At 61.4% G+C, this 19725-nt stretch carries 8 protein-coding genes; 6 read left to right on the top strand and 2 right to left on the bottom strand.

Annotated features, from left to right (window positions below; translation table 11 throughout):
- Positions 1–133 precede the first annotated feature (133 nt).
- The 6 genes from CKA38_RS13375 (at position 134) to CKA38_RS13400 (ending at position 7421) form a co-directional block, all read left to right on the top strand.
- On the top strand, positions 134–898 hold the full coding sequence (locus CKA38_RS13375) for a response regulator transcription factor (protein WP_108825958.1): 765 nt from the start codon (positions 134–136) through the stop codon (positions 896–898).
- Between the two features lie 143 nt (positions 899–1041).
- Positions 1042–1488: a hypothetical protein gene (locus tag CKA38_RS13380; RefSeq protein WP_108825959.1), complete on the top strand. Its 447-nt coding sequence runs from the start codon at positions 1042–1044 to the stop codon at positions 1486–1488.
- 110 nt (positions 1489–1598) lie between these two features.
- Positions 1599–3332, top strand: a complete 1734-nt coding sequence (locus CKA38_RS13385) for a hypothetical protein (protein ID WP_108825961.1) — start codon at positions 1599–1601, stop codon at positions 3330–3332.
- Between the two features lie 86 nt (positions 3333–3418).
- The gene (locus CKA38_RS13390) at positions 3419–4465 is read left to right on the top strand and encodes a tyrosine-protein phosphatase (RefSeq protein WP_152032876.1); all 1047 of its coding nucleotides are present in this window, start codon (positions 3419–3421) and stop codon (positions 4463–4465) included.
- Positions 4466–4709: 244 nt separating this feature from the next.
- A complete protein-coding gene (locus CKA38_RS13395) occupies positions 4710–5888 on the top strand; it encodes a substrate-binding domain-containing protein (RefSeq protein ID WP_161554913.1) in 1179 nt (392 codons plus the stop codon).
- A gap of 33 nt (positions 5889–5921) precedes the next feature.
- On the top strand, positions 5922–7421 hold the full coding sequence (locus CKA38_RS13400; RefSeq protein WP_108825966.1) for a sulfatase: 1500 nt from the start codon (positions 5922–5924) through the stop codon (positions 7419–7421).
- A gap of 159 nt (positions 7422–7580) precedes the next feature.
- Here CKA38_RS13400 and CKA38_RS13405 read toward each other — a convergent pair whose 3' ends face one another.
- Both CKA38_RS13405 and CKA38_RS16790 read right to left on the bottom strand, forming a co-directional pair.
- Positions 7581–9371 (bottom strand): alpha-L-rhamnosidase-related protein, encoded by a 1791-nt coding sequence (locus CKA38_RS13405; RefSeq protein WP_108826593.1) that lies wholly within the window; start codon positions 9369–9371, stop codon positions 7581–7583.
- A 42-nt stretch (positions 9372–9413) separates the two neighbouring features.
- Positions 9414–19628, bottom strand: a complete 10215-nt coding sequence (locus CKA38_RS16790) for an InlB B-repeat-containing protein (protein ID WP_108825968.1) — start codon at positions 19626–19628, stop codon at positions 9414–9416.
- Positions 19629–19725 lie beyond the last annotated feature (97 nt).

Here is a 19725-nt window from a genome sequence, read left to right on the forward strand (position 1 = left end):
GTTTTTTTCAAAAAACAGCAAAATCTTTGGCAACTTCACCGCGCCTTAATGCCGCCCGCTTGCAAAAGCGCCTTGTTTGCTCTTTACAATTTAGGCCATTTGTAAAAAATGCGGTTCACTCACTTAAATTCCCATGAGATCCGCACCAAAACCACTGATTGTCATCGTTGAAGACGAGGAAGAGCTCGCCAAGCTCATCGCAGCCCAGCTTGAGGAAGCGGGCATGCAGACGCAGGTTTACACACGTTGTGCGCATGCAATGCGTTTCTTGCAGCGCAACTTCGCCAACCTCCTTTTGCTCGACATCAACCTGCCCGACCAATCGGGTTTTCAACTCCTTGATGAGCTCAAGAAGAGCGACATTTCGGTCCCGACGATTTTCCTCACGGGCAACACGCTCGAGACGAGCAAGGTCCGCGGGCTCGACATGGGCGGCGACGATTACATCACCAAGCCCTTCAGCTATCCGGAATTGATCGCGCGCATTCGCGCCGTGCTTCGTCGCGCCGAATCGGTCAGCGACCTTAATGTCACCAAGAACGCGAAGGTCAGCGACGAGCCGTTCGAGTTTTGCGGCGCAAAAATTGTCCCGGTTCGCCTCGAAGTTGAGTTTCCGAACGGCACCACCGTCAAGCTCGGGCGCAAGGAGCTCGGCATTATTTCCTATCTCAATCAAAACCGCGGCATCGTCATCACCCGCAAGGCGCTCATCCATTCCGTGTGGGGCATCCACGCCGACGTGAAGAGCCGCTCGCTCGACCAATACATCGTGAAAGTCCGCGAGCTGTTTCGCGCAAACGGCCTGAGCCTGGACTCGTTCCGCACCGTGCACAGCATCGGCTACATCTTCGAGCCGGAAAATGCGCAATCGCAACCCGCTGAAAAGCCCGTGAAATAATCGGCGCGTTTAGATTTATCCAAAAAACGCAAACGGCGTCCCGCAAAAACCGGGGCGCCGTTTTTTTCTCCGCCCCGCCCTCCCCCGGCAGCCAATTTTCTTGAGAAGCTGGCCGGCGCGGTAAAACTAGACGCAACGTTTCCATGCCTCCCGCCAATCCCAACGCCAGCCCGCGGCGATCACGCCCCCCGTTTGTCCAGACCCTTTTGCAGCCGCGCAATCTCGCGTTTGGCGCGCTCGGCGTCGCAGTCATCACCCTCGTCGCAATCCTCGGGCATCGCATTCTTTTCTCACCCTCAAAAGCCCCCTCGCCCGCCGCCCTCGAGTCCGCCGCCGCCGCCGAGCTCGGGACGCGCCACGGCGGCCTTTACACGCTCGCACATTTCTCGCCCGGCCCCGCGCTCGACCGCGCGCCCGTATCCACTTCCCCAATACAACCCGCCGGCGGCAGTCCCGTTTCGCCCGTGTCGCCGGTTGCCGCCGCGCCCGCCCCGACGGACGGCTTCATTACAATGCGACGCTCACCACGAAACTTGCCGAGACGCTCTACGCCCCGGTCAACACCATCGACTACATCGAGCGCGAATTAAAACTCGACACCTCACCGGAGCGAAAAATCGATGAAATCCTCCGCGGCCCCGGCGGCCCGCGCATCCGCGAGCTCGCGGGCATCGGCAACGACACCGGCTCGCTCGCCTCCATGCGCCTGATTCGTGAAACCGCGCGCGCGGGAGCGCGCTTCGAGATGGGCGCGCACATCGAGGCCTCTCGCGCCAGCGACGACTGGCGGATACACATCGCATCCCTCGCGCCGAAAACTCCCCTTCCCCAAGGCGAGCCCCTCGGCAAATTCAGCGGGCGCCTCATCGACATCACCCGCGAATCCGACATCGCCGCGCTGCGCCGCGCCGTCGCGCAAACCGGCGAAACCCTCCGCCGCGTCGAGGCCGCCCGCGAACGCCATCGCGCCGAGCTCGCCGCCGGCGCCTCGCGCGTGATCGCCGCCAGACTCGCCCATCTCACCCCCGGCGCGCTCTATTCCGGCAAGGCCACCATTCCCGGACGGCAGGCGATGCCGAACATCTGCCTCGAAATCATTTCAATCGACCGCGACGCCTCCACCCTTCGAGCCAATCTCCGCGCCGACAGCTCGTGGATCGACGCCCGCCCCCTCGAGGGACGTTACGCCTACGACACCGGCAACGACCTCTTCACAATCACACTCTCCGCGCGCGCGGGCCTTCCCGTCGTCAGCGCCGCGGGCCTCGCGGTCGCCGGCGCAAAACCCTTTCGCATCACGCTCCAGTTTTCCGGCACCGAACTCTCCGGCGACGCGGGCGAATGGTCGTGCAAACTTGCGCGTGTTCCCGACGCCAACCGCGCCTCCATGATCGCCACCTTCAGCGCCACCGAGCAAAAACTCCTCGACGCCACGCGCCCCGGCCGCGCCTATCGCGTCCACACCGAGACGGAGGGCGACCTGCTGCTCCGCTTTGAAACACAAAATCCGGCCACCGGCGCGCTCACCGCGACCATTGAAAACATACACGGCCTCTGGAAGCACGAGCTCCAGGGCTCGCTCATCGCCAGCCCCGCCCGCTCGGGCGGTTTCCCCGTCCGCCTCCTCACCACGCTCGACTCGACGCAACCCAATATTCCATCCATCGGTCTCAGCCTCCGCCTCGAAAACGGAAATGTATTCAAAGGTTCAATACGCATGATCGAGGCGCACCCGGTCACGCTGGAACCGGCCGGCGCGGATTTTCTCGCCGAGGTCGATGCGCTCGCCCGGGCGCGCGCCGAGCAAAAACGCGCCGCCAGTCAGGACGCCATCAACATGGCCGCGATTCTGGAAAACGCCGCCCCGCCCACCCGGCCCGTTCCTGTTGCGCCGGTTGTCCCCACAGTGCCCGCAGCCACGCCGCCCGAGGCCGATGGCGCGTATATCTGGGACGAAACCGCATGGCGTCCGCTTCCCTCCAACAACGCCCGGGTCGTGCGCTCGACACTCCAAAAAGTTGGCGGTGTGTGGAGCTCCGCCGTCTCGCTCATCAAGACGCGACCCGAGAAACAGGAGACTGGAACGCTCACATTCGACGGCACGGACATCCCTCCCTCGGTTTCCGGGCGCGATGTGTTGCTCGCGTTTCGAGGCGCCTTTGTCACCTATCCCGGCACACCCGTCGGACTGCCGCCAATCGAAGTCGCCCCATTGGAAATCAAGAGCAAGGGACGCAAGCGTGTCGCCGAACTCGAGCGCCTCGGCGACGCCGCGGCAACCTTCGGCAAGGCAAGCGAGCGCATCATCATAGACCGCTCCGAAACCGAACCGAGCCTGTATATCATCCGCACGCAACGCCCGCTCCCCGCCGGCCGCTACGCCCTCCACGCGCCCGAGCATTCATTCGAATTTGAAGTGCGCGCCCGGGATTGATTACGCGCGCGAGGGTGACGCCTTGGGCTGGATGCACGCGGCACTTTGACGTTGCCGCGTTTCATTTCGGGAAAATTATTTTCATCATGAAACACGCACGCCTGATCAGAAGCACACTTGTGGGAATCGCCGCGTTGCTGGCTTTCGCCGGATGCGGGAAAAGCGAGCGAGCGGAAAAACAAACCGCCGCCGATGTTTTTTCAATTGAGCGCGAGGCGCGGGGCAAACGCGCGTTTCTTGTGGTGAACGCACCGGCAAAGTGGAGCATTTACGCCGGCGATTCGGTTGAGAAAATCGACATGACCGCGCCTCTCCTCGAAGGCACGCAAACAGGACGCGTTGAGCTGCCCTTGAAAAATGCGAACCATGCGTTTTTTCGAGTCAAAAGCACCCTGGGCGAAACGGTGCTGGCGGAGCGGCACCTGCCGATGAGCGGCGGCTACAACTTTCGCGATCTGGGCGGATACAAAACCGTCGATGGAAAACGCGTGCGGTGGGGACGCGTGTTTCGCACGGATGATTTGAACAAACTCACAACGGAGGACCTGGCCTACCTGGCGAGCGTTCCGATAACCTCGATTGTCGATTTCCGCTCGGAGTCAGAGATTAAGGCCGCGCCCGATCTTCCCGCGCCGTCGGTGCGCCATCAATACGCCTACTCGATCACGCCCGGCAACCTGACAAGCGCGGACGACTTGAACCAATTCACAAAAAAACAAACGGAGGAGTTCATGATCGAAATGAACCGTCTTTTTGTGACCGACGAACGCATAATCGAGCTATATCGGAAGTTTTTCAAACTGCTGCAGGACGAGGGCAAGCTGCCGTTGATGTTTCATTGCTCGGCGGGAAAAGACCGCACGGGCATGGGCGCGGCCCTGTTTCTCGCGTCGCTTGGAGTGGATGAAAAAATAATCTTTGAGGATTACCTGCTCTCCAACCGATACCTCGCCGGAAAATACGAGCCCCTGATCAAAAAGAATCCGCAACTCGAACCGCTTTACCGCGTGAGCCCCGAGTTCCTGCGCGCCGGCTTCGAGCAGATGAAAAAAGACCACGGCAGCGTTGAGAATTACCTGCGCAAGGTGCTTCAAGTGGATTTGGAAAAGATGCGTAGCCTGTATCTGGATTAGTTTTTGCCGGTTTAGCCGGCCGCATTTTGAGGCAGGGCGGTTGGCTGACTGTCGCTAACGCTCGAAACGCCGAAACTGCCGAGATCGTCTTCGTTATTTTCGGCGCGTTCGACGGGCGCGCACCGCCCGCAAAATCGAATTTCAAACTGAGTGATGGACAAGGGGCGTGCGCATGGTCTACAAACCAAACCAATCCCCCGCAACCGTCTCCGAAATCCATAAGCGCCCCCGCCCACCCTTCCCCATGCTTTCAGCCACGCCGCCGATCAAATCCTCCAAAAAAACGAAACGCATGTCCGGGCACGGCGGCGAGTTGCTTGAAAAGCTCGACGGCGGCATTCCCCAGCGCCACTCGCTGGCCGGGCAGGTTGTTGAGATAATTCAAGCGGGCATTCAAAAACGCACATGGCAGGAATGGCTGCCCGCCGAGCGCGTGCTCGCGGAAAGCCTGCATGTGAGCCGCAGCACCTTGCGCGCCGCGCTGGCGCAACTGGAAAAAATGGGAATGGTTCGGGCGCAACGCCCCCACGGCACAAAGATTCTCGGGACGCGCAAGGCGGCCAAAAAGACGGCGAAAAAAAGCCACATCGTGGCGCTCCTCACGCCCAATCCCATCACCATGTTGCGCCCCAAAATCGCGCTCATTATCGACGAGCTGCGCGGGCAACTGGCGGAATGCGGATACAGGCTGCACACGTTTCACGGCGGGCAGTATTTTACGCCCGGGGCCAACTCGCGACTCCAGCGCCTTGTGGCCGAGCACCCGCACGATTGCTGGGTGCTCACGCTTGTGCCCGACGAGGTCAAAAAATGGTTTCGCGACCAGAACATTCCTTGCGTGGTGTCGGGCACTTGCGATCCGGACATCGGCCTGCCGTTTGTCGACTTGGATTATTACGCGCTCTGCCGTCACGCGGCGGGGCAGATGACCGGGCTCGGCCACAAGCGGATCGTGTTTATAACAGAAAACTCGACCAAGGCCGGCGACCTGGAAAGCGAGCGCGGATTCGTGGACGGCATCGCCGCCGCCAGCGACTCGCAAGCGCGCGGGCAGATCATGCACCACAATAACACGCGGCGAAGCGTGATGAAAGTGCTGGACAGGCTGCGCGCCAGGGACGACCGCCCCACCGCGATGCTCGTTGCGCACCCACATTTCTATATTCTCGTGCAAACCTACCTGCACGAACTCGGGCTGCGCGTGCCCGGGGACATTTCCTTGATGTGCCGCGACGACGACACGTTTCTCGACTACACAAGACCCGTGCCCACGCGCTACTCGTTCGACTCCGCCGCCTTTGCCCGCCGCCTTTTCAAACTCATCATGCAAACCGTGGACGGCGCGCCCATTTTGAAGCACCGCCTCCGCATCATGCCCGACTATCAAAAAGGCGCCACGCTTGTCGCTCCCAATTCACCGTAAGCAACACAATCCCGCATTAACACAGCATTGAACATGAAAACCAAAATATCCGCCGCGGCCGCAGGGCTGCTTGCGTGCGCCGCCCCTGTTTTTTCGGCGGACGACGCGCGTCCCAACATCGTTTTTATCCTCGTGGATGACCTCGGCATTTCCGACATCGGCGCGTTTGGCGCGAGCTTTTACGAAACGCCCAACATCGACAAACTCATCGCGCGCGGCATGCGCTTCACAAACGCCTACACACCCGTGGCGATCTGCGCGCCCGCCCGCGCCTCCGCCATGACCGGAAAACATCCGCTCAAACTCGGCATGTGGAATCACTATCATCACATGCCCGACAATTCCATAACCGTCGCCAACCGCCTCAAGGACGCCGGCTACGCGACGTGGCACGTCGGCAAATGGCATTGCGGAAGCCCCGCCAACAAAACGCTTCCGCACGATGTCGGTTTCGACGTCAACATCGCCGGCTGGGAAGCGTGGGCGCCCGCGTCGTATTTCTGGCCGTATAAAAAGAACCGCAACCGTCCCATCGAAAAAGTGCCCACGCGCTCCCGCGTGCCGGGCCTGGAGGAAGGCGGACGCGAAGGCGAATACCTCACCGACAGACTCACCGACGAGGCGCTCCGGCTCATCGACAAGCATGATACAAGCACCCCGTTTTTCCTCAACCTGTGGCATTTCGCCGTGCACACCCCCCATCAGGCAAAGCCGGAGAAAATCGAGAAATACAGGCAAAAGGCCAAACGCCTCGCCGGCATGAACGAAGAATATTTTTACGACGCCAAGGGCACGCGGTATTTTGAAAACCCGGCCATGGACGACCGCTGCGCCATTTACGCCGCCATGATTGAGAGTGTCGATGAAAGCGTGGGGCGCGTCGTCGCCGCGCTCAAAAAGAAGGGCGTGTATGAAAACACGCTGATCATTTTTTACTCGGACAACGGACCGCTGACAAACTGGCTCATCAAGACCCCCTATCGCGGCGGAAAAAACTCGACCTACCAAGGCGGCATACGAATGCCCGCGTCGCTGACATGGGAGGCGAAAATCAAGCCCGGCGCGGAAAACCACAGCGAGATCAACATCTACGACCTGCCCCACACCATGCTCGCCGCCGCCGGAACCGCGTTCCCCGCCAATCACGGCGGCGACGGCCTTTCGCTGCTCCCGCTCGCCTTGGGAACACAGGAAAAACTCCCCGCGCGAACCTTCACTTGGTATTTCCCCAGCACCCGCATGCACTGGGGCCAATACGCAAGCGCGGCCATGAAGGACGAGGACAATTGGAAATATCAAATGCTCTTCAACGGCGATGGCGACGAGCTCTACAACCTCAACATCGACCCGCGCGAATCAAACAACCTGATCAAAAAATATCCCGAGAAAGCTGCGCAGATGGAGCAAAAATTACGCGATGAACTGAACCGGTATTATGCCGGCATGCCCAAGCCCGACGAGATCTACATCGAAAACGTGGAGCGCCGTCTCAGAGGCGAACCCGCCGTGAGGGTTCAGGACAAAAACTACTGAGCCAAAAATTCGTTCGCAGGGGCGCGTCGTTTGCGACGGCCGTATTTTCGATGCGGCCGTCGTAGCGCGGACTGCCAAGTCTGCCTGTATTTTCTGTTATCAAGGCAAGTAGACTCGACAGTCCGCGCTACGTCGTTGAACGGAGATTTGCGACGCGCGCTACGGGCGCACGATTTTTATGCCAGCGGGGGCGTCGATGGTGGTGGTGATTTTTCCGGAGGCGTCTTTTTCGTGTCTCACTTTCAACACACCGAGCGGGGTGGGATATGTGCCCTCGGCCCAGTCGAGGTCGCCGAGGTGCGGGGCGATTTTTATCGTTTTGCAGCCGGGCTCCAGCACTTGAATTCCGAGTATGTGCGCGCTCATCCACGCGGTCGGGCCGGACGCCCAGCCGTGACAAAAACTGTGCCGGTATCCGGGATAACAATAGGCGCCAAAATCACCGTGAATGTCCTTCTTGCCGGGAGGCGTGAGTTCGTCGAGACGCGCGGCGTTTTTTGTCCATTCGAGATCAAAATCCTCCCAGAAGGTCGTGGCGCCCATGTCGAGCATGCCGCCCCAATAGGAGCGAATGGTGTCGATCGCCTGCCGGTGCTGTCCCGCGAGCGCCTGGGCTTCGAGCATGTAATAGCCGTAGAAGGTGGAGAAGTTTTTCGGGCCGCCGACAGACACGACCTCGTCGCACGCCTTTTCCGGAGGCAGGATGCCCGCGAGCGCCATGAGCGCGGCGGCTTGCTTGAGATTGTTGTGGTCCTTGATTGAGCGATTCAGCCGGGTGGTGATGGCTTCTGTTTTCTTGATGTATTCCGGTTCGTCGAGCCAGGTGCAGAGTTTGGCGGCGTGCTGCATGGCCCAAACCATGAGGGCGCGGCAGCCGGCCTTGACACCCTCCGCGTTGGGGCTGGAAGGCCAGTCGAGAAACTCGCGGGTCTTGGTTTTTTCGAGGCCGTTTTCGTCAATGTATTGGTCTATCTGGTCGATCAGTCCGAGGATGTAGCTCCTGTGTTTTTGCATGAAGGCGAGATCGCCGTTTTGCAGATACCAGTCGTGATGGATGATGAGATACCAGAGCGAATAGGTGGGGATTTTGTTCATCCAACCGGGAAGGGGAAATTGCGCGCACGCGAGGTCGAGACTGTTGGGGACGGTTTCGTTGTCGCCAAAAACGGCGCGAATGGAGGAGACCTCGGGGTGCATGTCGCCGAGCCAGACGAGCCGGTCGCGCTTGATGCCATCCCAGAGGTATTCCTGCATGTTCAGGTGCACGGTGTAGGCACCGGTGAGCCAGATTTGGTCGAGGCGCGGGTCGCTGCTTTTGAAGGAGCCTAGGTAGGGAATGTCGCGATAGCGGAGAATGGCGCGCGCCTCCTTGAGGTAGATGCTGGTGTTTTTTTGCAGGAGGTCGATGCGCACAAAACGAAACCCCGTGTTGCCGATTTCGATCATGCCGTCGCGGGGGATTTCCATCACGATGTCGCGCTTGGCGTGGTCGTCGGTGGAGCGGCCGACCATCCATTCGCTGTTGTTGGTCTCGCTGTTGCACTCGCCGACCGACTCGCCGAAGCGGATGCGCACGAGCGAGGGTTCGCGACGCGTGGAGCTACCCATGACGAGTTGCAGTCCGCCGTGGATTTCCTTGCCGTAGTCGAGGAGGATGGACGCGGTTTTGGCGCCGGTGCTTTTCATCACGCACATGTTGCGGCGGCCCAGCATGGACTGGCTGTCGCCCTGCCGCAGGAGGACGGCTTCGTTTGCGACGAGTTTTTCGCCGCCGTCGTTTTTCCACACGATGCGTTGCGGCGAGATGAGTGCGCGGGCGAGCGTGTCCTTTTGGGCTTTGCCATCGTATTCGGGGCCGAAAACAGGCGGGAGCGCGACGGCGGTGCTTTGCACCGCGGCGGCAAACGCAAGCAGCAGAATAGCCGCCGCGAATTTAGGAAAAGTTTTCATATTCATTCGTATTTTTGAAACGCTAGAAAATATACGCGAGTTTTATGAGGTTCGGCGCTGCCGGAGGCTTCGCCCTGCCAGAAGCAGTAGCATGGCGGGGAGAAGGAATAGCGAAGGCGCGCCACCTCCGCCTCCACCGCCGCCGGAGCTCGCGTCGTTGACCGTGAGCGTGGCGGGGTTGCTGGTTTTGGAACCGGCGGGATTGGTAACGACAACGGTGTAGCTGCCGGCGTCGGATTTTTGGGCGTTGGTTACCACCAGGTTTGCATTGGTCGCGCCGGGAATATCCGTTCCGTTTTTCTTCCACTGGTAGGTCAAGCTGTCGCCTGTTGCCGCGACCGTGAATGTCGTGCTGTCGCCCACTTTGATTGTTTTTGACGCGGGTTGCGTCGTGATGACTGGCGCGGCGAGTTCGCCCACCGTCACCGTGAACGCGCCGGAGGTCACGATTTCGCCCGTGGTGGCCGTCAATGCCACTGCATACGTTCCGGCGTGCGTTCCCTTATCCGCGTTGGTCACGGCGTAGGTCTCAGAGGTCGCGCCTGCGATGGCAAAGTTGTCGAGATACCATTGCCACGAGTTAGGGGCGAAGCCGGTTGCGTTCGCCGTGAGCGTGAAAGCTCCTAGTGCGGGAACATGGGCGCTGCTTGCGGTCGTGCCCGAACCGGCGCCGGTCACGGTTGCGCTGATGCTGGCGGTGCCGTTGGTTTGCGCGGGCGGGACGGAGTTTTTGCCATCGGTGTTGCCCGCGTTTGCCGTGATGGAGGCGACCAATGCGGCGTCGGCGGGGCTGATGGTGTGCGAATACGAGGGGACAAACACCTCGTCGTCGCCTGGCGCTGTCGTGCCCGTGGTCGAGATCATGTCATTGCCCGACGTATGCAGCTTGCCGGTGGATTGCGTGGTGAGCGGATTGTTGGTGCCCTTGTAGACGTTGTTGACCGAGAGGATTTGCGCGTCTTCGCCCGCGACGGTCGCGGTGGTGTTGCCCGGGGCAGTGAAGTAATTGTTATACATGTAAACCTGCGCGTTGGTCACGCTCGGCATGTCGGACTTCAGTCCGTCGCCCCACAGGTTGTTGTGCAGGAGGACGCCGGTGTCCTTGCCTGCGTTGGAGATGGTCATCGCCGAGCCGCTGCCGCCCGTTGCGGTGAATTCATTCCACGAGAAGGTGACGTTGTCGGCGTTGCCGGTAATGGCGACAGGCGTGTTGGTGAACGCGCAATGGGAAACGTCCACGTCGTTCGCGCCGGTGATGGTGAGCGCGCCATCGATGAAGTTGACACCGAGGATGACGGTGCCGCTCGCCGTCTCGGGAATGGTGAGATTGCCGGTGATGGTGGAGGAGGAGTCCGCGCCGACAATGGTGTTGCCCGGCGCGAGGGTTGCGCCGCCGACCAAGGAGAGGTCAACCGTGCCGCTCACCGTGATGGTTCCCACGCTAGGCGCTTCGAGTTGAGTTTTGAGGGCTTGCGCATCGGCGACCGCCTGGCTGGTGACGGTGAGGACGGCAACATCGCTGGTGGCGTCCGGACTAATGCCATTGGATGCGACGCAGCGATATTGCGTGCCGTTCATTGCGGTGGTGGCCGCGGGGCGGGAGAGTGTTGATAAGGTCGCACCGGAGATGTTCGTCCAAGTGTTGCTTCCTGCGGCCGCGGATTGCCATTGGAGGGACGGTTCCGGGTTTCCGGTAACGGTGACACTGAAGGTGGCGTTTGCGCCCTCAATGATACTTTGGTTTGCCGGCTGCGTGGTGAACACCGGCGCTTGGTTAACAGTGAGGCTGGCGGCGGCGCTGTTCACGAAAGCTTGGGAGTTTGTGACGACGCAGCGGTATTGCATGCCGTTTTGCGCAAGGGTGACGGAGGAAAGTGTCAGCGTGGCGGAAGTCGCGTTGTCAATGGCCGTCCATGTGTCGGTGCCGACGGGCGCGGATTGCCATTGGTAGGTTGGCGCGGGGTTGCCGGTGGCGGCGACGGTGAAGGTGGCGGTGCCACCAGCGGTGACCGTTTGGGCGGCGGGCTGCGTGGTTATCGTTGGCGCCTCAAGCGGGATGATGCCTGCGAGTGCGGTGGGAGCGCTGATGATCGTGCCGGCGGCGTTGGTGATGATGACGCGGTAGTGTTTGCCATTGTCCGCGGAACCGAGGCCGGTGAGCGCAAGGCTTGCGGAGTTCGCACCGGAGACATCGGCCCAGTTTGCGCCGGAGTCGGTCGAGACTTGCCATTGGTAGGCGAAGGGAGGTTCGCCAGTCGTGGTGACGGAGAGCGTGGTGGCGTCGCCGTTCACGTTGGTGGTTGCGGGCAGGTCATTGCCGGACGGAATCGCGGGAGTGTTGGTAGTGAGAATGAGGTGGACGCCGTCAGCGCGAATTTCCGGAGTGTAGGTGATCGGGCCGAGCAGGATGGGCGCTAGGTTGGTGAAAGTTGCCGCCGTGGTGCGGCCGGTGGCGTCGTAAATAACGTGAATGTCCGCCTGTCCGACCGCATCCGGGGAAATGGATTCAATGACGAGGTTTACCGGCCCCGTGATGCCCGAACTGTTCATTACGCCCGCATCACCGAGAAGGGTCATGCTTTGAGTGGTGGCTTCGGCAATGACAAGGGTGGCGGCGGGGTTGGTGACGGACAGTGAGCACGCGAACCTAGCCTTGCCCCGGAGCCGAAGGGCGGCTCCGGCGAGGGTGAGCCTGCCATTAATGCTGGCGGTGGAATCAGCGGAATTGATTTCCAGCGTGGCGTTGCCGTTGATGGTGAGGTCGCCCGCAAGAGTGTCGCCGCCACCACTGGAAATCGCGAGCCGGGCGTTTTCGCTGAGCGTGATGCCTCCGCCGACGGAGGAGACTTCATCAAGGGTGATGGTGGCGGATGCGTTGCCAGCAAGGGTAATCCCGCCAAGGATTGAGGAGCCCTCGACGAGGGTGATGCCGGCAGTGGCGTTGTCGGCGAGGTTGAGCGCGCCGGCGACCGTGGAGCGGGTGTGGCGGGCGAGGAGCTCGGAATCGCCGGTAAGAATGTAGTGCCCGTTGACGGAGCTGTCGGTGAACATAACATCCATGAAACCGCGACTCATGATGGCGATGTTGCCACTTATGGTGGAGCCATTGAGCATTATGATGGCGTCGTGGGGATGGAGCGCGGCGGGAGTGCCGTCGATGTGGACGCCGCCGCTGAGCGTGGCGCCGGAACCGGTGAGTTCGAGGGTGGCGCCGGTGGTGGATGGGAACGCGCCGCCGGGAAGACCGGCGGTCATTTTCACGGGGCCGTCGAGCGTGGTGTCCCGGAGGTGAATGCGAATGTTTTCAGCGTAGGGAGTATTGAGGGCGCCGGCGGCGGCGATGCGGATGGAGCCGAGCGCGCCGGAGACGCGGGAGTTGGCGAGGTGAATCTCGTAGGTGCCGCCCGCGCCATCGGGTTTTGGCATCACGGCTTGGCTGTCCGGCATTCCGACGATGGAATAGTTTTCCTGAAAATTCCAGTCGATGCCCGCGCTGTAGGCGGCGTTGATGGTGACATTCTCAATGAATGCATTGATGTCAGTCCGGCCGTTATTGGCATTGCCTGTGAGGAAAAGAATGCCGGGCGAGAACAGTCCGGCAGTGGTGATGGAGCCGCCGGAGTAAGCGAGAGTGGCAAGGCTGCCGTGGATTTGCAGGGCGGGCGCACAGCTTTCGGACGTGGTTGCGATGGCAACGTCTTCGAGTGTGATGGCGCGATTGACGGAGCCGCTGTTAACAAGAAACGCAGGCACGCCGATGCCATCGAAGGTGGTGTTTTCGGAGAGGATTTCGCCGCGTTTGAGTGTGAAGGATGCCTGACCATCGCCAATCGTGACAGCCTTGGAGCGGGAGTCGCGGACGAAAATGGAAAGGTCTTCGCCGTGGAACAATGCGGGGGCTCCCGTGGCGCTGCCGTTGAGGCGGATGGTTTCGGACGCGCCGCCGCCGGTGCGCGAGAGGGCGCCACCGTAGAGATAAATGCTGGCGTCATTGCCCGCGGCGACGGCTTGGCGGGAATCCTGATTGCCGGTAAGCGCAATGTTGGAATTCACATTTTTGCCGATAAAGGTAACGGGATGCGAACCGGCTGCGGATTCGCCAAGGGCGAAGATGCCCGCGCCATCGGCGGTGAGGGGTGCGCCCGGGGCGATGATGAAATTGGTGTCGGCGTAGGACCAAACACCCGAACGGGCCGCGGCGGCGGCAAGCGCGGGATCGGCGCTGGTGTTGTGGAATTGATAGGCAACCGTGGTGCCGTCGGAGATAATCTGGCGGATTCCACGCTCGGGATAAAACGTGCCACTGGTGGCAACCGTTTCGGTGGCACCGGTGTGCGCGGCGCCAAACGGGGTCCATTTGGCGTAAAGCGTGTGATTGTCGGCCGCGGGGTCGACGGGTGTGGTTACTGTGACTTGGTCGCCAGTGCCGGCGGCGGTGGCAAACCAGCCGGCAAAAAGATGCCCGGCACGCGATGCGACCGGCAACGAGCCATAGGCCGCGCCTTGCGTGACAGTCTTGCTCTCCGCGGAAACTTCGCCGTCCTGCGGATCAAACATCACGGTGATGGTTTTGGCGGAACCACCGCCGCCAGTCGAACCGTCTTCGGTCCACTTGGCGTGGAGTGTTTGGCTGTTGGCCGCTGATGGGACGATGGTCGCGGCGGAGACTTGCGCGCCGGTGCCGTCCGCGCCCGTCCACCATCCGGCAAAGGCGTATCCGTCGCGCGAAGGCACGGGCCATAAGCCGTCCGCGCCGTAAGCGGAGCCTTTTGCCGCGGTTTTGGTCGAGGGTGACACGGTGCCGCCGCCGGCGTTGAATGTGATGGTGATTGTCTGCGCGACAGTGCCAACGGGGGCGGTGGAGCCGGAGAGGATTTGGCTGGCGATGGAGCCGATGCGCGCGCTGGTTCCGGTGGTGGTCACCGCGCCGGTGGCGAGGTTGATTTTGCGAACGACGGCGTTGCCCGTGTCGGCCACGTAGAGGGTGCCGCTGGCGAGGACTAGGGCGGTGGGCGAGTTGAAGCGGGCAGTCGTGCCGGTGCCATCGGCCGCGTAGAGCTTGGGCGTGGCGGGAACGACATACGTGTTCGCGCCGGCGATTGTGGAGGATGTGTAGGTGATCGCCCGCGTGTCGGGATTTCCCGCGACGAGCGTCAGGGAACCGGTGGCAAGGGCGAGCGCGCGAATGGCATCGCATCCCGTGTCCGCGATGTAGAGCGTGCCGGAGCCAAGGGCGAGGCCGGCGGGCGCGGTGAGGGGCGCGGCGCCGGCGGCGGGATAGATCGTGGTCACCGCGCCGGTGTCGAGGACCAGTTTGCGAATGGCGTTGTTGCCGGTGTCGGCGATGTAGAGGGCGCCGGCGGTGTCGTAGGCAAGCGCGCCGGGTGCGTTGAAGCGAGCCGCGGCGCCGGCGGCGTCAACGAGGCCGGAGTCACCCGGATTGCCGGCGAGCGTGGTCACGGCGCCGGCGGGGGTGATTTTGTAGATGGCGTGGGTGTCGGCGTCGGCGACATAGGTGTTGCCCTCGGTGTCGGTGGCAATGCCGGAGGGAGCTACGCCAACCGTGGCAAGCGTGGATGCGACAGCGCCGGAGGAGACTTTGCGAATGGCGGCGTTGGCGGAATCGGCGACGTGGAGCGTGCCGCTTGCGAAGGCGAGGCCGATCGGGGTGTTGAATCGGGCGGCGGCGCCAGTGCCATCGGTCAGGCCGGAGGCGGAACCGGTGCTGCCCGCGAAAACAGCGGCGGTGGCGTTGGATGAGAGGGCGGCGGCGCGGATGTTATGGTTTTCAGAATCAGAGATGAACAAGGTGCCGCTGTTGATGGCGAGGCCGGAGGGCGCGGCAAAAGGCGTCTCGTCGATGGCCACGAGATTTGAGGGAGGGGGCGAGGTTTCTCCCGCAAAGGATATGTCAGCGGAAACGAAGTAGTGGTCGCTGGGATAGCGCTTGACCCCGTTGACGGTTTTGTAATCGCGAATAATTTCGGAGGAGTGGGTGACGACAGCGCCCCGGGCAAAGATGAAGTCGATTTTTGTGTTGCTGGAGGTGTTGTAATCGTAGCCGGAAAAACCGTGATGTGTGTTGCCCGGGTTGGCCTCGGAGTTGACCCGCGCAAAGGTGTCATACCACCCGGCTTGGTGGATGTGGGTGATAGAGATGTCGGTGTAGCCGACATTAAAGTCGCCGAAGAGGAGCTGGGGCGTGTCGGGGTGATGGAGCGCGGCGGCTTGGAGCACGAGACGGATTTCGTGGAGGCGGGCCTCGTCGTTTCCGGTGGGGCCGTATTCGGCGGGGTTGTGCTGAAGGTGGGTGTTCCAAACCACAAACTCGCGTCCGGTTTTTTTATCGCGAAGCTTGACCCAACTGGCGTCACGATGTGATCCGATGGTCGGATAAGTGCCCGGCGTTCTGGGGTGCGCGTTCGACCAGAAATGATCCTTGTCAAGAAGCTCAAATTTCTCGGTGGAGTAAAGAATGCCGTTGCCCTGGGTGGAGGTGCTGGGAGTGGTGTTGTTTATGGGATACTTGAAGGCGGCGTAGCCGGGCATGACGGCGAGCATGTCCTCAAGCTGAGCCCACGTGACTTCCTGACAGCAGACGATGTCGGCGTTTAGGGCGAGGATGGTTTCGCGGAGAACGGCACGGCGGGGGAGAAGGTTTCTTGTGTAGGGAGTGCTTTCGCCGTAATAGGTGGAGGCCGCGCCAGTCCACCAGGCGTCATAGGTTTTGCTCGGCTCGGCGTCGCCTCCGGCGTTGCCGCGCAGGTTGGCGCTGACGACGCGGTAAACGCCGGGAGTGCCGGGCGCGGGGCGAACGCGGATTTCGACCTCGGGGGACGGCGTGACGGGCGTGGTTGCCCAGCGCGCGTAAAGAATGTGGTCCGCGGAGTCAGCCGGGACATTGGTGGCGGCGGTGACTTGCGTGCCGCCACTGGGCGCGGTGAACCAGCCGGAGAAGGTGACTCCGGCGCGGGTCGGCGCGGGCAGGTCGCCGTAGGCGGTGTTTTGGTGAACGGTTTTCGCGAGCGGGGAAACAGAACCGCCTTGCGGACTGAAAGTGACGGTGAGGGCGGCGGTGGTGGGTTGTGAGTCGGAAGACACCCAGCGCGCGTAGAGAGTGTGCGCAGTGGAGTTGGCGACAATGGTGTCAGGCGAAACGAGTGTGCCGGTGCCACCGGACGCCGTCCACCAACCGGAGAAAATGTATCCGGCGCGCGTTGGGGCGGGGAGCGGACCGTAGGGTTGGCTCGGAAGGACGGCCTTGGAGGCTGGCTGGCCGTTGAGCGTGCCGCCTTGCGCATCGAAAGTCACGGGGATGGTGGCGTTGGAGGAGGAGATGTCGCCATTGGGCTGTTGGGTGAAGGAATGGGCGTTGCCATTGTAGGTGAAATTGCCGGTAAAAATAGCGCCGTTGACGCCTTGAACCGTGATGAGGTTTGCGAGCAACGCGGGGTCTAGTGGGCCGGTTTGCGAGCCGTCGATGGTGATGTGGATGCGTTGCACGCCGGAGGCATTGCCCCGGATGATGAGTCGGTCACCCGTGCCCGTGGCGGGATTGATGGCGAGGTGGATGGCGCCGGTTCCGGCGAGTGTGGCCGCCTCGACGGTGCGGTAGCCGTCGCTGGCGGAGCCACCGAGGTCAAGGGTTGCGTTGTTGACGAGGTTGCCGAGGGCAACGGCCGGCGTGGCGACTCGCAGCGTGCCGGACTCAATGGCGGTGTCACCAGTGCGGGTGCCGGGCTCGGCGAGGACTAGGGTGCCGGGGCCTTTTTTGGCGAGGGATTTGCCGTCCCAGCCCGTGGCGAGGGCGGCGGCATCGGCGCGGTTGGCAAGCGGCGTGTCGATTGTGAAAGTTTTGCCGGAGGCGATGGTGAAAGTGCCGTGGGCGTTGGCGGCGGGAGCGCGCCATGCGAGGAGGTGGCCGATGTGGTATTCGGTGGCGTTGAGGATGTTTTTCCCGTGGAAAATGTAGTCAGGCAGGCTGTTGGTGCCCGTGAGCGCGGTGGCGGTCGTGACGCTGGCGAAGTTTCCCTTGATGCCACCGGTGGCGCGCAGGATAACGGCGGAAGGCAAATCGGTGGCCTTGGCAGCGGAGGCCGCCGTTGCGTAGCCGGTCATGTTTTCGAGACCGTCGACACGGAGCGCGCCGTCGAGCGCGGCGGCGGATAAAACGGTGACACAGGGAGTATCGCGCGAGCCGTCCAGCGTGACAGCGAGCGAGGATTGGCCGTTTTGCGAGTAGTCACCGCCAACAATGACGGAGCCGGTGGGGGCGACATGGATGTGCGCGTCGCCAAGCTGCCCGAGAATAAGTTTTCCGGTGACATTAAGGAGCCCCGCAACGCTGGCGGTGCCGGTGGAAGTGACGCCCTCGGCGGTGGTTTTGCCAGCATTCGCATCGGCGGCGGCGATGAAATTTCCCCCCACTGTGACAATGCCGGCGGGGAGGATATTGAGGATGCCGGTTCCGCTGGAGGTGACGTTGACAGTGGGGTTTCGGCCAAGATAGAAGTGCGTTGTGTTTGCCCAGATGCCGGCAACATTGGCAGTGCCGAGACTGTTGTTTGTGCTGCCGAGCGCGGAATAGGTTTTCACAATGACTGCTCCGGTTTCGGAAATATCGAGCGTTCCCTTCCCTCCATAGCCCGTCTGGAATGACCCGCGAAGGTCGAAGAGACCATCGACTTTCATGGTGCCGCTGCCTGCGGCATTTCTCCCGAGGTGGACATAGCCGTTGGATCCGTTGAGCCCGGTGACGATGGTGCCTGTTTGCGCGATGTGGACGTTGGCTGTGCCGACGCCCATGTAGAAATGGTCGCCAATACCCATGTAACCGCGAATGATCGCCGTGCCGCTGCTTTTGGTGCCTTGGGCGATGCTGATGTAAGTGCCGGCGAGGAGTGTGCCGCTTTCGAGCACCTCAACATAGCCGTTGGCGCTGTTGCCGATATTTATGTGGGTGGATCCCGACCAAAGGCCGGCAAGTCGGAGTGTGCCGCGTCCAGTGGGCTGATTGTAGGTGGGCGAAGCAGTGCCGGAGTCCAACTGGTCGCCGATCTGGCTGTAGGTTCCAACATGGACGGCGGCGCCGGGGGCGACAGTCATTTCAGCGGAGCCCTGCCGTCCAAGAAGAAAATAGGAGCCGGTGACGAAGAGCGCGCCGGGCTCCATGTTGACGGTGGCGTTTGCACCGGCGACATAGGCAAGGTAGGTGCGCCGCGCGCCAACGGTGTTGTTGAGAAGGGTGCCGGAGATTTTAAGCGTTCCATTTGCGGCGTTGGCGTTGGAGACGCGGATATCGCCCGAGACCGACATGAAACCTTCGACGTTGAGTGTGCCTGTGGATTGGGCGACATGGGCGATGGAGGTTGTCGCCGCGGAATTAGTGCCGATGAATGTGCCGGTGGGCTGGATGTTGAAGACGCCCGTGCCGCTGGCACCGACACGCAAGATGTCCCCGGCGCTTTCCCAGTATCCGCCGAGGTTGGCGGTGCCGCTGGCGCCACCGTGGTCGCCAACGTAGATGTTGTTATTTTTTATGGTGCCGGTGGTGGTTACATCCATGCGCCCCTTGCCGTCAAAACCGACGGCGATGGTGCGACTGAGTCCGGAGACCATGCCCTCTATGCGAGCAATGCCATTGCCGGCGCCCTTGATAAAATTAGGATTGGGGTTGGGGTCGGAAGTGGCGGAATTGTAACCGCCCACACGAAACGACGACTGGAGATAAAGCGTGCCAGTTTGCCCGACAATGAGCGTGCCGTCACCGACACCACCAACATAGAGCATGCCAACACGATTGTTGAGATAGCCGTCAACAATGACCGTGCCCGACGAGGTGGTATCCTTCGCGGCAATTTGCAGGTAGTTAGTGTTTGCCACGCCACCTTGGTCGATTTTAAGCACGCCCGTGCCTTCGTAACCAACGTAGGTATTATTACTGGTGGTATTCGTCCATACGCCGCCACCGGCAATGGCGAGCGTGCCGGACGCCCCTGCGCCGTAACCGATGAAGGATGAACCACTGACAGCGGTAATGCCGTTACTGATGGCAATGTTGCCATCGGTAACGAAGGCGGCGTCGTTCTCAGTGGGAGCATTTTGCGCGGCCCCAGAAGGCGAACCAGTGCGCCAGCCATTAGGCGTAAACCAAGAACCACTAACGCCGGTATCCCAATAGACATCGGTGGCGCGGATCGCGGGCGCGAAGGAGATCGCGAGGATGAAGGCAATGAGCAGTGTTAGGGTGGATTTCATTGACAGTATATTTTTTAAATTCTCGCAGGAAGAGGAGGAAATCGATCAGAGGTGATGCGAAAGATCGTTTCTTTTCGTGGTGCGGCGGAAGGCGGCG

The organism is Ereboglobus luteus (assembly GCF_003096195.1).
Taxonomy (GTDB): domain Bacteria; phylum Verrucomicrobiota; class Verrucomicrobiia; order Opitutales; family Opitutaceae; genus Ereboglobus; species Ereboglobus luteus.